Below are 14,572 nucleotides of genomic sequence, written 5' to 3'. Positions count from 1 at the left end.
ATTCTCAAGAAAAAGAAGCCTGGGCCCCTGGCTAATCCTGCTGTAAAAACTCTACCGGAAAAGAGCTCAAACTGCCACTACGCAAAGATTCAACCATTAAGCGCAGTGGACCCTGTTCAATAGATATACTGATCATAGTACGAGGAAAAGTTTGTTCCTGGATAGGCACCTTTGAAGCTGGATCTAACAGCGTTGCCGTTGCTCGTAGCATTTCCAGATGTTCAGTCTGCCCCGCCTGCTGCAGTAATGCTGCCTGTCGCAGCAAACGCGAAGCATAGATGGTACGCCACTTATCGTCAATCAAATCATGCAGAGATTCGGTTGCCAATGAGTTCAATAGCTCACGTTGTTCCTGTAATCTGGCTTTTTTACGCTTATTATTAGTAGATTCAAACACATTTAAAGCCGCCCAATAGCGAGTAATAAATGGCTCAATACGTTCAATTGGTTCATACAGCCAGGAGGAAAATTCTTTAAGCTGATAGATTTCATCCGCCCGAGCAGCCAGCGCACGGCTCTCTGCAGTAAGCTCTACGGGTGTGAGGGCCGTCGCGGGCAACTTGCTCAAAGCCTTCTTATCACGGATACCAGCCTCTGTCAGTGGACGCCAGATCGAATACGCAATAGGCAACCTGGTACGCGTCCGTCTATTCAAGGCACGAGCCTCCATAATCACCGCACAGGCATATTCAAATGGAACCTTGAAGCTACTAAAACCTTGCTCATCCAAATCATCCACCAGGGATTCCCACTGCTCCATATCCATCTCATCAACCCCGTAACAGTCCTTGATGCCTTTCTGATCCTGATACAGGACATTGACACCCTTAATCAAGCCGTCCGGACGTAGCCAGGATAACATGATTAATTGGGTACCAGAGCCATCAATAGAACTGACACGAGCCTGATAAGCAGGATACTGCTGCTGACGTGCCTCAAGTAACGCAGCATCCTCTGAGCCTAACATCGACTGCATCGTCAAACGCCCAAGCGTTGTACGCGCCTGTTGTTTTAGCTGTCGATTAGAAGTGGTCGAAATCACATGATTCAAAGCCGGAATAGTCTGATTGATGGCAATAGGACCTAACAATTCCAGTGCTTCAATTACTGCCATTACCACCTTACCGGTCTGGTTCTCCAACAAAGGCACCAGCAGATTCGCTGCCCTTGGATCATTGCTATTACCTAGCCAATTAATAAAGGCGAAACGTCTCTCAACGGGCATCGAAACCACATCTTCCAGAATTGTCTCAACACCCATCTCATTTTGTCCAACCAGCTCAAGCAGACGCATCTGCATCTGGCGAATCGCACCAGCAGGATCATTCAAGTACTCGATAATGCCATCATCGGCCATCTCTGACCCTAATTCTTTTAAAATCGGGGAAAGAGAAAGTTTGGCCAGGTCACCAACCGTTGGATCGGTAACAAAGTCTTCAAGTCCTTCAAGATCAAAATCGGTAGCTAGTTCAGCCAGAATGCGCAATGCCGCCGCCTGGGCCATAGCATCATTACTACGCAGCAAATGCAGCACTTTTTCCCGAGCTCCCTCAGCCCACTCCTGATCCAACCGATCCAGATAATGGGACATGGTCTCGGAATCGATATCTTCGCGCCGACTTACCGCCAGTAAAATGCTATCCACACTCTCTTGAGGAGACCCCTTGCGTCCTCTTGGCATAAGCGTTCGCCTTCCTTTTATGTGAGTTATCGCACACCCTTGCTGGGCGAGCACTAATGCAAAGAATTGTATCACGTTGGCTCATACGCGTCGAGATTCCCCCCCAGATGTGCATAGCATCTGATGCCGTCACTCATGGCTCACCAGAAGCGTGTTTACAGTTTCTCTCTATACAATCCTCTCTCAAAGAACGCCTGACCCTTATGACTCGCTTCACCAGATAGAAGCACGACAAGTGAAGCGCTCGCAGGGCGGATAGCAAGGCAGCCAGACGCGATGCTCCTTTACCATGCCGGGAAGAGCTAATAGCGCCTCTTATGCTTTCTGTCCTGGCTTACGCAATACTCTGAAAGGTCGGGGGATATAGCAGTGGTATGAATTATTCATAGCAGCGGCATTGATAGCGCAAAATGTAAGAATTCCAGCTTCTAATCCTTATGAACAAAAAATAGAGAGCGGTGAATACAGCGGCTATTAATGAAACGTAAGGTAGCCAAGATTCGATAAAAGCAATAACATAAAAATGACCGTAAAACAGATTAAGAGGAGCGTACCGAGGAACCAGATCAGGAACTCCAGGCGACCTGGATGTAATAACCAGCAACGCACGCCCTCAAGCGGATGGGGACTGGCTGACCATGCCTTTAATGGAGACGTGATCAATGGCGGCACAGTATCAAATTCCGCGTAATCGTGTCTGCGTAAACGTTCGACAATAGAGTATTGAGGAGCGACCTGTGGTTCCTCCTGTGTCTCCTGCTGAAACTGCACAGATTGGCTCGCCGGTCGCATACTAGCTACTGTATCAGTAATTGCCAGGGTCAACGCAGATAAACTACTAGAGGCCGCGTAGTGGGGTGTCTCATATTCCCAGACCGCCCGTGTCTGTGGCATGGTGGGAACACGGGTCATATCAGCTTGTGCTAACATTCCCGCCCCACGAGGATAACGCGGATGTATTTTCACCACCGCTGCTGGATGCGCCGAGGCGCGAGCAGGAATCGTCGGTAACTTTGGCGACCTGCGGGCAGGGCTATAATCACCAACCAGAAAATGTCCACCATACGCGCGTAATTCTCTATTTGTAGAATGGATCGACTTCGCCATATTTTTTCTTCCCGCTCTATTGAATATACGTACACATGATTTTTCGCATCATCCTTCTGTGCAAATAAACGGCAATCCAATCCTTTTTAGTCGGAGTATAATGAAGTCAAAGAGGAAAGAAATAAAGCCATAAAATTTCTCCTGCTGGCTATGGAACGCTGCGTAAAAATCCTCAGGGCCTGGAAAAAATTTCGGCATGTTCAGGTGCCAAATCTCCCTTTATGTTCCCCATTAATGCTCATTTACCCCATAGAACGTGGCCGGAAGCGCGTACATCTCTACACCTCTATATTGGCACATATCTTGCAGTAGTAGTATATGAGGGGGATTATGTTCGTAAAAATTCATGGACAAGCTATTGTTTATTCAGACACACGCAACGTATCTCTCCGGTTACCAAATTGTGGAATGGGATTTGAGGTTTAAGGAGGAGTAGGTATATGGTAGCCATAACCAGAAACATGCAAACACTTTCTAGCGGCCCTACCGAAGTACCGTCATATGAAGCAACAGAAAGGACTGGACTCTCTTATACAAAGGGAGATCTCAAAACACCAACGACTCACACCAGCACACTCACGTCTAAGAAAAGGAAAAGAAATAATCCAACCAATGATGAAAATATGACTTATTATGCCACTACCATGGACGCTAAAAAACAATCTTCCCCGTTATCAAATAAAGCTGAGAATGAGACCAGAAAAGGGAAAAATACCACCACTTATGGCGATTCAAGCTACAGTGAAGCTGAGGAATATGTAGATGAGGAAGAAGAGATTGAAGAAGGGGATTTGGAGGCGGAAAACGCTATTCGCCAATACCTGGCGGAAATTGGCCGCTATCCACTTTTATCGGCGGAGCAGGAGATGCAGTTGGCCAGACGCATCATTGCAGGGGAGATGAGAGCCCAGCAGCATCTGGTTGAGGCTAACCTGCGTCTGGTTGTCAGCATCGCTAAACGCTACAATAACCATGGTGTCTCGCTACTTGATTTAATTCAAGAAGGAAATCTAGGCTTGATTCGAGCGGCCCAGAAGTTTGATCCTGTCCGTGGTTTTCGTTTTAGTACCTATGCCACCTGGTGGATCAGGCAAGCAATCAGTAGAGCCGTAGCGGAACATACCAGGACTATTCATATTCCGGTCCACGTTGTTGAGCTCATCTATAAGATGAAGCGCATCACCCGCCAACTCTATCAAGAACTGGGTCGTGATCCATTTCCAGAGGAGATCGCTCAGGCCTTGCATCTGACCAAGGAACGTGTGGTAGAACTTCAAAGTATGTCCGAAGCTCCGATCTCGCTAGATGCACCCCTCAGCGACGACGAGCAGTATCACCTTGCCGATGTCATCGAGGATCCACATGCCGCGGCCCCCGCCGATATCGTAACCCATCAGGTCTTGCGTGATCAAATCTCACGCTCGCTTGAGATCTTAAGCCAGCGTGAAAGACAGGTGATTGAGTTACGCTATGGATTGCAGGATGGCTACTGCCACACCCTGGAAGAGCTTAGCAGTTACTTTAAGCTGACACGCGAACGTATTCGGCAGATTGAAGTAAAAGCCTTACGCACTCTTCGTCAGCCAGTTCAGGTGCATTTATTACGGGATTACGCCTGAACATAGTGTATCCATGCTGTTGTGTGGTTTTTTTACCAAACAGTACAGATAGAAAAGCCAGTACAATCTGAGGGTCATATTGGTGGCTAGCACATTGAACTAGCTCCTGGCAAGCACTTAAAATAGGCAGCGGTTTCCCATACACACGGTCGGAAACCATCGCATCGTAGGAATCTACTACGGTCAGGATGCGTGCTAAAAAGGGGATATCTGTTTTGTACAGACCCCTGGGATAGCCGCTGCCATTCCAGGCCTCGTGATGGGCAATCACTAATGAGGCCACCTGCTCCAGGATCGCTCCCGCGCCCTGGAGTATGTTCCAACCCATTTCTGGATGTAAACGGATGAGTGTCCATTCTTGCGAGTCAAGTGGACCTTGCTTATGCAGGATAGCAGGAGGAATAGCAACTTTGCCAATATCATGCAATAATGCCGCCAGACGTAATACCATCAGGTCGTGCCTGGATAGCTGCAGTTCTGTGCCGACTGCCTCGGCTAAACGTACCACACGCTGGGCATGCATGTTGGTGGCAAAATCACACCAGACTGCCAGTGTATCCATCACCGCCATCTCCATAGCATATAAAAGATAGGCGAGATTCTCCGTGGCAATACTATCATCCTTATGGTACAAAGTACTGGTGCACCCATAGCGCTCTAATGAATGACCAATGTTATACTGCAGAAAATCCTTGCAACGCAAAGTAGCCGTGCCGTTCATGAGCATATTCCCTACTCCTTCTTTGAGGTGGGCGGCTAAAGATGCGATAACTTTCATATTTATTACTACGCCAAAACTGGCTCTCTGTTACACAATAAATTACAATGAAACAAGAAGAAGTAGAGGCATGCGACACACACTTCCTTTAAGGTTAATCATGTGTAGAGATCGCAGTCAAATCCGGCAAGAATAGATAGATACTAGTACATTTTTCTGTCGGCTTGACGATACATAGAGAGTCCATCTACACTTGATTCGATCCGTGTTTTTCAACGCAAAAGCGCCCTATAAATTCTACTCCACCACGATGATACAAGAGTGGAGAGGCAAGCTCAGAAAACAGCACAAATCTGCTGGGAGATTGATGTAAGTGAATAGAAGTATGAAAAAAAAAGTATTAAAGCAGCTCAAGAGGGCAATAATCGGTAGCGTATTCATCTTTTTTATTGGATTAAATCTCATAATTGTACAAACCCATGCCCATGCTACCCTTTTCGCCCCGACAACTATTGCTACATCAACCCTGGCAATCATGGATCCAACGCCAACTGATACACCAACACCAGTGCCGCCGACGGATACTCCAGTACCGCCCACTGCTACTCCCGTGCCGCCTACGGCTACGCCAGTGCCTCCTACGGCTGTTCCTACTCAAAAACCTGTTCCTACACAGGTTCCAACGGTGATACCTCCAACGGTTCCAGTGCAACCAACGGCACCTCCAGTAGATGCGGGAACCGGTGGGAATGTGATACCAACCGTTACGCCAACCCAAAAAGCGTCTGCTACGCCAAAACCGACTGCTACCCCAACGCCTGAAGCCGGGGTAACGCCAACCGCTACCCCGGCCATTGGAGGTGGGCATGTGGCGGATCCAGCAACAACACAGGGGAGTGGCATGAGTGGAGCGCTGGTCCCTTTGGCAATCGGTGGTACTGTTTTTCTATTGCTGATTGTGGGTCTGATTAGCTTTATGTTTTTACGCAAACCCAAATCCCAACCACGCGCCTACTCACGTTTCCCAAGAGCGACAGCCGGAGGAGCCGCCTGGCTTAATCGTCCTGATCCTAATGCTTCCTTTGCCTTGCCTGGAGCGGAGCCCCAACAGGCAGCATTTGCCAGTCCAATGCAAATGAATATGGCCCAGACCGTTGGACCAGCTATTGCCATGCCCACCAGTACCCATAAGATGACGCCTCCTACACCACTACCACCACCGATGTTCACTGGCCCTCAGCAGGCGATTACACCTACACCACCACCACCTATGGTCACCGGCCCGCAGCAAGCGATTGCATCGGCGGCAGCTGAACCAGGTTATATGCCTAGTGATCTGCGTCCCATTACCTCGGCCTTACCACAGCAGGTAACAGCCGCGACGCAGAAAAATCCTATCAGTACCAGCGATATGAGTCCATTGCCCTTAGACAACTTCGATCTCTCACAAATACTGCCTGAACGAAAAGGGAATAATGGCATCCAGCGGGATGCTTCTGGGAAAGAGAGAGAGACACCAATCTCTTTCTCTCCGCTGGTTGCACCAAATGTGCAGGATGATCCAGTTCTGGAAACGATTATGCGTCAGGCACAAATGGGTCTGTATGCACTTCCAGACCAGAGTTCTGAAGGAACAAATAACACACCAGACGATTCGTTCCTCTCCTAAAAGGTTATGAGTCATCCCTGACTTTTTCAAAAGTTCCTAAAACCGGGGTGCAGGGCCCTCCCTGCCGGGGTGCGGGGTGTTCCCGCTCATTCTTTCTCCCTCTCGTGCCGCCGCAGGCGGCGTGCCAAAAGAGAAAAAGAGGGTTTTGCGGGGACACCCTGCACCCCGGCAGAAGGGCTCACCGCCCTCCTGCACCTCCCGCATGAGAAGAGTGGAACCCATTTTTAGATTTTTCAAAAATCTGGGATGACTCATAACATGGCGGTAGTTGCATTGTAAGAGATGATCACGATATGAGCTGATGGTACTCTAGCACTAGGCATTTGGAGATAGAGAAAAATAGCAGTATTATGTAAAAGGATAAGATATGCCGAGGATATGGATGATAAGTAGGGGATGGGTGCATGATAGTACGCCTGCATGGTTTTGATTGGGATACATATGCTGAGCGCATAATGCCGGCTTTTAAACAGTGGCTCGGCGATGGTAATGAATCCTCACTCTATCAACTTTACACGGAGACACGTTGCGCGCGTGAAGAACAATTTCTTCCACCTGCGATGCTTCCACTCTGTACCTGGACACGGGCCCAGACTTTGGTGAAGCAATTACCACAGGGCTCACAGACACGGCACGCATACCAGCTATTATGTAGCGCAACCGATTTTACTGAGGTGAGCGATCTCTATGTGCATAGACATGCGCCCCGACTTTATCAAAATGCTGACACGCTGCGCGCAATCTGGGGGGCTCTGGTCGAGGAATATTGTCTGGTTCCATTGGGATTTTCTGATGCTCAGGAACCCGCTACAAAGCCGTCTGGACAATTCATGGACGAAACAAAACAGGCGGATTTTATAGCCCTACTCCATTCAGTCAACTTAAATACGCTGGCACTCGAAGTAAAAAATCACACTGTCCAATCACCACCAGACCTGTTAAGTACTGACAATTATACAGAGTTAGCGGGCGTTGAGATTGGTCGTCAGCCTACCACGTTACATTTGCGAGGCTGGCTGGCCGGTATTTCGGTGCGGGCGATGGCGCTTTTTGAACTACTGGCGTGCGGACGCCGAAGTATGCCATTTGGATACCGCTCGGGTGAACCCTATGAGAACTATATTGGCTACCTGACACCAGCCGAAACCAGCCAACTTGCCACTTGTCTGCAGCATGTACAACCACCAGATCCTATCCAGGCGCGTCAGGATTATGCACTATTTCGCTTGCATCGACAGTCTATGCGGGATATACGCACCATTGATGAAGTGCTGCCAGAACATGCAAGTATCTTTCTGCAAATCATCAAACTGGCTGCCCAATACGACCTGGGACTCCTTTGTAGCATTTAGTCTGTATTCAAATATCAATTGACAATTGATGTTGAATACCGTAGTCTTAACATAAGCCACTCTAATGCTTGCTACACATGCAGAATTACCTATCATGCGGTTCGGGCATTTCTCAAGGGCTGGTGAATCCTGTTTTGGCTGGTTTTCCATTGGACAGAGCAAAGGAGCATTTGTATGGTAACTCGCCCCGTCAGAAAAAAACGTCGTTGGATCCTGCTGCTATTGATCATCCCCTACATCTTCTTACTGATACCACCCTTTTACAACTCGCTACAGCCACCACTGTTTGGGATGCCTTTCTTCTACTGGTATCAGATGCTGTGGATTATTATCACGTCTATTATTACTGCCTTTGTCTACTTTGTCGGAGCTTGATATACGTTCCGCATTCGCCTGCAAGCCAGATAAAGCCGTAATGCGCTGGCAAACACGACTTCTGGCAATCTTTTAGATAAGGGAGAATCTCCGATGAAATTAGACGCTACAGCGATTGCTGTGTTTTGCTTTTTTTTCGTGGTTGTTACGGTGCTGGGCTTCGTCGCGGCACGCTGGCGGCAAGGTGATCTTAATCTATTACACGAATGGGGCCTGGCAGGCCGACGTTTTGGTACCGTTGTTACCTGGTTTTTACTGGGTGGAGATCTCTATACCGCCTACACCTTTATTGCTATTCCCGCCGCGATGTATGGCGCCGGCGTCGTCTCAGGTTTCTTTGCTATTCCTTATACCGTCATCGTCTATCCACTCGTCTTTGTGTTGATGCCAAGATTCTGGTCGGTCTGTAAGCAACGCGGCTATGTGACGGCCTCAGACTTTGTCAAAGATCGCTTCGGTAGTAAAAGTCTGGCCCTGGCCATCGCCTTTACCGGCATTCTGGCGACCATGCCATATATAGCGTTGCAGATGTATGGCATCCAAATTTCACTCGCGGCTTTGGGAATTCCTATTACTGTCCCGCTACTAGGCTTCCAGGTCGATGTGCCGCTGCTGATTGCCTTTGTCATTCTGGCAGCCTACACATATACAAGTGGACTGCGTGCCCCGGCGATGATCGCTCTGGTGAAGGATGTGATGATCTTTATTGTACTCTTCGCCATTATCGCCATCATTCCTACCCATTTCCATGGCTTTGGTCCCATCTTCGATGCAGCGCACCAGAAGGCGCTGGCAAATCCAAAAACCTTTTTTGATATCATTCCCGCCAATCAGGCCATTGCCTACTCAACCCTGGCACTGGGTTCAGCACTGGCGCTCTTCCTCTATCCCCACTCATTAACCGGCGTACTGAGCAGTAACAGTACCAGAGTTGTCAAACGCAATGCCGCCCTGTTACCCATTTATTCACTGATGCTGGGCTTTCTTGCATTGCTGGGATATATGGCGATTGCGGAAAAGATTAAGCCATTTGGAGGCTTTGGCAATAACAGCGCGGTCCCTGCTTTGATTAATGCGATCTTCCCTCCGTGGTTTGCTGGCTTTACCTTTGCGGCACTCTCCATTGGAGCCCTGGTACCAGCGGCCGTGATGTCAATTGCCGCCGCTAACCTGTTCACGCGCAACATCTACAAAGAATATTTCCGGCCCGCCGCTAGTGATCGCGAAGAGGCCCAGGCGGCTAAAATCTCCTCACTGCTGTTAAAATTTGGCGCGTTACTTTTTATCGTCATCATCAATCCAGCCCAGGTCGTCTACTTTCAATTGCTAGGAGGCATCTGGATCCTTCAGACGCTCCCCTCAGTTTTCCTGGGACTCTACACCAGATGGTTTAATCGCTGGGCATTGTTAGTCGCCTGGGCGGTAAGTATGATCGCAGGCACAACAATGTTTATTGTCGCTGGCAATAAACCTACCATGGCCATTCTCAATATCCCCATCTACACCGCTGTCTCGGTACTGCTACTCAACCTGCTACTCGCGGTAGTCCTGACTCCCATATTCAAAGCGCTTGGCCTGGCTAATGGCAACGATATCACCAGGACAACTGATTACGAAGAGGAGCAAGCGCCGGTTGAGAGTCCTGAACTCGTAAAACAAGCTTTGCAATAAAATACGTGTTTAATCGTCTAGAAAGATACCGGATGAACCTGGTATCTTTCTTTTTCGTGGCGATCAACAAAATCACATCTGGAAAGACCTTGCAAAACTATGCTACGATTACATCAAAACGTTGTATCAAAAAGAAGGAAAAGCATCGAATGGACTTTGACGACGAACTGTTTGAACAAGAGGATAAAATCGGTAGTGATGATTTGCTTGCGGCTGATGATTTACGTTTACCAGAAAGTGCCAATCCATTGGTGCGTTTACATGCTATGCGTTCATGGCTAAAGCGCAAAGAGAAGGAAGCCAATCTAGATATGGGTACGGCAGCGCTGGATTTGCAGGATCTGCAGGTGAGCAGCGAGACGGCGCATTTACGACGCCGCGCCTATCAGGAGCAGCAGGAGCAATTACAGATCAAACAAAACGCCTTTCAACAGGCACAGGAACGCATGGCCGCGTATGAAGAGGCGGATGATATGCTAGAAGACTGTGTTAATCACACAACGGTCAGCGAACGCTTGATGGTCGAATATTATCTCCAGGTCGAAGAGCTCATTCAAACTGGTCTGGCGGAAAGCGACCAGGTAGCAACACCACGGCTAGAGGCACTTTACGAGGTGCAAAATCGTATTGAGCGCATCGGGGCCAGTTATGAAGAGGATTAATATATGTGTGGCCTCATCTTTGTCTATAAGCATGAGGCCACACATATATTTGTCGTATTGGAAGGCTAATCAAGAATCTCGCGAACTTTGGCGGCCAACTCATCCAGATCAAATGGCTTCTGCAAGAAAGCAAAACCTTTGTCTAAGACAAAGTTCTGACTGATCTGGTTGGCTTGATAACCACTGACAAAGAGAAATTTGATATCTTCATTGATAAGATGGATAGCGTCATAAAGCTCTTTCCCTTTCATTCTGGGTGTCACCAGATCTGAGACAACCAGAGCGATCTCGCCCTGATGTTCCTGAAAGATTTTCAGCCCTTCTACCCCATCGGCTGCGCTCATCACTGTATAGCCATATTCCGCCAGAGCTTCTTCCATCAGACAGCGCAGATCTGGATCATCCTCTACCACCATCACCATTTCATCCCCTCCGCGTACCGCTGGCGGTACAGCGTTAGTATCATTGATTGGTGAATATTCAACGATATGACTGCCGATGGTGGGAAGATAAATCGAAAACTCTGTGCCCTGGCCGGGCGCACTTTTTACATCGATGAAGCCATTATGCTGACCAATAATACCATGGACCATCGAGAGACCCAGGCCAGTTCCCTTTCCAATCTCTTTAGTGGTAAAAAAAGGTTCAAAGATATGCGCCCTGGTCTGCTCATCCATGCCAATGCCATCATCCTGGATAGTGATCAAAACATAATCGGCGCGCTCCAATTGACCACGGCTGTGCAGATACGCCTCTTCATATGGAACATTGGCGGTCTTAATAACGAGTGTGCCACCATCGGGCATGGCATCGTGGGCATTAACACAGAGGTTCATCAGGACCTGCTCGATCTGAGCATAATCCACATGGACGATCTGCAAATCTGGCTCCGGCAAAAACTCAATCTCAATGTGATCCGCCAGTATTTTGCCAAAGAGACTGAGCAGGCTTTCGACGACACCATTGAGATTTACATCTCTCGGCTCCAATACCTGACGCCGTGAAAAGGCCAGCAACTGATGGGTCATCTTCGCGGCCCGATTCGCGATTTCCTGAATATGATGTAAGTTATCGTAGAGAGGATGGCTCGGCGTCACCCGACTGAGGCCACGACTGGTATAGCCAAGAATGCCACCCAGCATATTATTAAAATCATGCGCAATACCGCTGACCAGAAGTCCTACACTCTCTAACCGCTGCGCCTGTTGCAGTTGATCGGCTAATTTTCTACGTTCAGTGGTATCAAAAATATAGCCTTTGATCTCTACCAGTTTGTCCTGCTCATCAAATGTGCCTACCACATTCTCAACAATATAGATGGGCGTACCATCACGCTGCACCATATCAAGTTCGTGATATTCAAGCCGCTTTTTGTGTTCCAATAGAGAAAGGAAGTCCTGATAACCGGTTGGAGATGGATAGAGTGAGGACATGTTGGTCTGCAAGGCCTCCTCTTCTGAGGAAAAGCCAAAGATATGCGCAAAGGCAGGATTACATGTGAGGAGCTTTCCTTGAGATGTGCATACAAAAATACCTGTGAGACCCTGTTCAAAGATTTCTCGATAACGTTCTTCTGAATTGCGCAACTGCAAAATGGCTTCATCGTATTGCTTTTGCAAGCGCTCCTTCTCTAAGCTTTCGTGCACAGCCTGAGGCAGACGCTCTAGATGGCTTTTCAGAATATAATTGCTCAAGCCAGAACGTAGGCCTTCAACAGCAATCTCTTCACTACCGGTTCCGGTCACCATCAGCACAGGAACATCTGGATAGCGCTGCTTGACGATCTTCAGAATCTGTAAACCATTCGCCCAATTCAATTGATAGTCAGTCAGCACAATATCAAAGTGATCGCGAATAATCGCCACATTCAGATCTGCTTCACAGCCCACTTCCACATAATCCACGTCCGGAAACTCTCTTTTCAGTCTCCGTACAACAAGTTCACGATCATTGGTACTATCATCAACTATAAGAAACCTCACAGGCTAACTCCAACATAATTGTTTGTGCTCATACAACGTATATCATGCGCTCTGATCTACAGGTAACCACAACCATCCATTACAAAATTATACTCTGATATGAAGTCATTGGTTTCACAAGCAGAAGAGTTTCTCATATGCTCACAAAAAAACGGTTCTACGATATATTCATGGGTAATTTCACAAAAAATGTACTGCCTTCACCAGGGGTGGATTCAACCCAAACATGTCCACCCAGCAGGTCGGTGGCCTTTTTGACAATAGCCAGACCAATACCGGTGCCGGGATACAATTCATCACCATGCAGTCGCTGAAATAGATTAAAGATCCTCTCATAGTGTTTAGGAGCGATACCTATACCATTATCAGCCAGACGTACGACCGCAAAATCGCCGTCCTGGTACCAACTTAAACTCAACCTGGTCTGGTCATCAGGTTTCCGATATACCAGGGCGTTATCGATCAGATTGACGAAAATCTGGTTGATCAGGGTAGTATCACCATAGACCATTGGCAGATCTTCAGCAACGGTGATCAGGGCCTGCGCTTGATTGATGCGCTCAGCCATATTCTCAATGATTTGTTGCACGAGATAACCCAACGCCACCGGTTTGTAGTGGATCGCACGGTGCTCGATGCGTGTATAACTTAACAGATCATCGATCAAGCGATCCATCTGGGTGCAGGCATCAACAATATTATCAACATAATGGCGGCCATCGGCATCCAGTGCGTCTTTATAATCTTGCGCAACGATCTGGGAGAAACCTGTAATCGCACGTAAGGGGGCACGCAAATCATGGGCCAGCGCATATGCAAACGCCTGGATTTCCTGATTTTTCTGCTCTAGATCTTGCTGATGCTTCTCCAGCGTGCGACGCATAGTTGAGCGTTCAATGGCATTATGGATAGCACGAAACAGATTACCGGGTGTCATCTCATTCTTCACCAGATAATCCTGTGCCCCACTCTTCATCGCCTGTAACGCAATAGATTCATCGCCCATACCTGCCAGCATAATTACCGCAAAAGGAATGGAACCGGAGCTATCTACTAACCCGGCTAAAAATTCCAGCCCATTAATATCAGGCAACGTATAATCCAACAAAATACAATCAGGCTGTACCCGCCGACAAAGCGCAATACCCTCTTCACCCGTCTCCTCTTCATAAAATTGATAGTGATAGCGGGTATCTTGCAGCAGATAGCGGCGAAAAACTTCACGATCAACTGGATTATCATCAATAATACAAATTGTAGGGTTCTTCTCCGCCATGCTTACATCTCTGCCACGCCAGGAAGCTTGACCACCCCGAACCAGTATTGATTGAGCAGATCAACGGCCTGCAAGACTTCGTCAGACGACATTGGCTTGAGGATATAGCTGTTAGCCCCCTGCTTAAAACAGATATCAATATCTTTGGGATCGTCTGAAGTGGTCCAGATGATAACCGGAATCATCTTAAGCTCGTCATCAAGTTTGATCTGGGTCAAGACCTCCTGTCCATTGAGCAGGATCAAGTTCAAATCCAGCAAGATCAACGCGGGGCGAGGAGATAACGCTCTATCTTCATATTTCCCTCGATGAGAAAGAAAGTCCAACGCTTCATCTCCATCCTCACAGCGATATATGGGAGTTTTAATCGACAACTTCTTGAGCGCCCACTGTATCATCTCAAAATCTTCATCAGTATCTTCTACAATAAGTATAGGATAATCTGAACGGTTAAGCATAT

12 protein-coding genes are annotated in these 14,572 nt (G+C 47.9%); 6 read left to right on the top strand and 6 right to left on the bottom strand.

Translation table 11 applies throughout. The annotated features are described in order from the left end of the window. Positions 1–31: 31 nt before the first annotated feature. Positions 32–1,681: a HEAT repeat domain-containing protein gene (locus EL633_RS16045; RefSeq protein ID WP_126628151.1), complete on the bottom strand. Its 1,650-nt coding sequence runs from the start codon at positions 1,679–1,681 to the stop codon at positions 32–34. A 474-nt stretch (positions 1,682–2,155) separates the two neighbouring features. After that, positions 2,156–2,788 (bottom strand): hypothetical protein, encoded by a 633-nt coding sequence (locus tag EL633_RS16040; RefSeq protein WP_126628150.1) that lies wholly within the window; start codon positions 2,786–2,788, stop codon positions 2,156–2,158. Positions 2,789–3,228: 440 nt separating this feature from the next. On the opposite strand from EL633_RS16040, the gene EL633_RS16035 reads away from it, so the two are divergent. Continuing rightward, entirely contained in the window at positions 3,229–4,407 is a 1,179-nt protein-coding gene (locus EL633_RS16035; protein ID WP_126628149.1) for a sigma-70 family RNA polymerase sigma factor, read from the top strand. Here the strand turns inward: EL633_RS16035 and EL633_RS16030 are convergent. After that, the gene (locus EL633_RS16030) at positions 4,310–5,134 is read right to left on the bottom strand and encodes an HD-GYP domain-containing protein (RefSeq protein ID WP_161982181.1); all 825 of its coding nucleotides are present in this window, start codon (positions 5,132–5,134) and stop codon (positions 4,310–4,312) included. The genes EL633_RS16035 and EL633_RS16030 overlap by 98 nt on opposite strands. Positions 5,135–5,510: 376 nt before the next feature. On the opposite strand from EL633_RS16030, the gene EL633_RS16025 reads away from it, so the two are divergent. The 5 genes from EL633_RS16025 (at position 5,511) to EL633_RS16005 (ending at position 10,854) form a co-directional block, all read left to right on the top strand. Then, on the top strand, positions 5,511–6,794 hold the full coding sequence (locus tag EL633_RS16025) for a hypothetical protein (protein ID WP_126628147.1): 1,284 nt from the start codon (positions 5,511–5,513) through the stop codon (positions 6,792–6,794). Between the two features lie 404 nt (positions 6,795–7,198). Continuing rightward, positions 7,199–8,146 (top strand): hypothetical protein, encoded by a 948-nt coding sequence (locus tag EL633_RS16020; protein WP_126628146.1) that lies wholly within the window; start codon positions 7,199–7,201, stop codon positions 8,144–8,146. A 174-nt stretch (positions 8,147–8,320) separates the two neighbouring features. After that, the gene (locus EL633_RS16015) at positions 8,321–8,521 is read left to right on the top strand and encodes a DUF3311 domain-containing protein (RefSeq protein WP_126628145.1); all 201 of its coding nucleotides are present in this window, start codon (positions 8,321–8,323) and stop codon (positions 8,519–8,521) included. A gap of 93 nt (positions 8,522–8,614) precedes the next feature. After that, positions 8,615–10,192, top strand: a complete 1,578-nt coding sequence (mctP, locus tag EL633_RS16010) for a monocarboxylate uptake permease MctP (RefSeq protein ID WP_126628144.1) — start codon at positions 8,615–8,617, stop codon at positions 10,190–10,192. A gap of 149 nt (positions 10,193–10,341) precedes the next feature. Then, positions 10,342–10,854: a hypothetical protein gene (locus tag EL633_RS16005; protein WP_126628143.1), complete on the top strand. Its 513-nt coding sequence runs from the start codon at positions 10,342–10,344 to the stop codon at positions 10,852–10,854. A gap of 65 nt (positions 10,855–10,919) precedes the next feature. Here EL633_RS16005 and EL633_RS16000 read toward each other — a convergent pair whose 3' ends face one another. The 3 genes from EL633_RS16000 to EL633_RS15990 form a co-directional block, all read right to left on the bottom strand. Then, complete coding sequence (locus tag EL633_RS16000; protein WP_126628142.1) at positions 10,920–12,836, bottom strand: hybrid sensor histidine kinase/response regulator; 1,917 nt, start codon at positions 12,834–12,836, stop codon at positions 10,920–10,922. 157 nt (positions 12,837–12,993) lie between these two features. Further along, entirely contained in the window at positions 12,994–14,112 is a 1,119-nt protein-coding gene (locus EL633_RS15995; RefSeq protein WP_126628141.1) for a hybrid sensor histidine kinase/response regulator, read from the bottom strand. A gap of 2 nt (positions 14,113–14,114) precedes the next feature. Continuing rightward, positions 14,115–14,570 (bottom strand): response regulator, encoded by a 456-nt coding sequence (locus tag EL633_RS15990; RefSeq protein ID WP_126628140.1) that lies wholly within the window; start codon positions 14,568–14,570, stop codon positions 14,115–14,117. Positions 14,571–14,572 lie beyond the last annotated feature (2 nt).

Origin of the sequence: Dictyobacter alpinus (assembly GCF_003967575.1) — a bacterium.
Lineage (GTDB): Bacteria > Chloroflexota > Ktedonobacteria > Ktedonobacterales > Ktedonobacteraceae > Dictyobacter > Dictyobacter alpinus.
Note: the sequence above shows the minus strand (reverse complement) of the source record. Positions and strands in the feature narration are given on the sequence as shown.

Coding starts and splice junctions, on each gene's coding strand:
- EL633_RS16045 (WP_126628151.1), bottom strand. CDS start 1,681: ATGCCAAGAGGACGCAAGGGGTCTCCTCAAGAGAGTGTGGATAGCATT.
- EL633_RS16040 (WP_126628150.1), bottom strand. CDS start 2,788: ATGGCGAAGTCGATCCATTCTACAAATAGAGAATTACGCGCGTATGGT.
- EL633_RS16035 (WP_126628149.1), top strand. CDS start 3,229: ATGGTAGCCATAACCAGAAACATGCAAACACTTTCTAGCGGCCCTACC.
- EL633_RS16030 (WP_161982181.1), bottom strand. CDS start 5,134: ATGCTCATGAACGGCACGGCTACTTTGCGTTGCAAGGATTTTCTGCAG.
- EL633_RS16025 (WP_126628147.1), top strand. CDS start 5,511: ATGAAAAAAAAAGTATTAAAGCAGCTCAAGAGGGCAATAATCGGTAGC.
- EL633_RS16020 (WP_126628146.1), top strand. CDS start 7,199: ATGATAGTACGCCTGCATGGTTTTGATTGGGATACATATGCTGAGCGC.
- EL633_RS16015 (WP_126628145.1), top strand. CDS start 8,321: ATGGTAACTCGCCCCGTCAGAAAAAAACGTCGTTGGATCCTGCTGCTA.
- mctP (WP_126628144.1), top strand. CDS start 8,615: ATGAAATTAGACGCTACAGCGATTGCTGTGTTTTGCTTTTTTTTCGTG.
- EL633_RS16005 (WP_126628143.1), top strand. CDS start 10,342: ATGGACTTTGACGACGAACTGTTTGAACAAGAGGATAAAATCGGTAGT.
- EL633_RS15995 (WP_126628141.1), bottom strand. CDS start 14,112: ATGGCGGAGAAGAACCCTACAATTTGTATTATTGATGATAATCCAGTT.
- EL633_RS15990 (WP_126628140.1), bottom strand. CDS start 14,570: ATGCTTAACCGTTCAGATTATCCTATACTTATTGTAGAAGATACTGAT.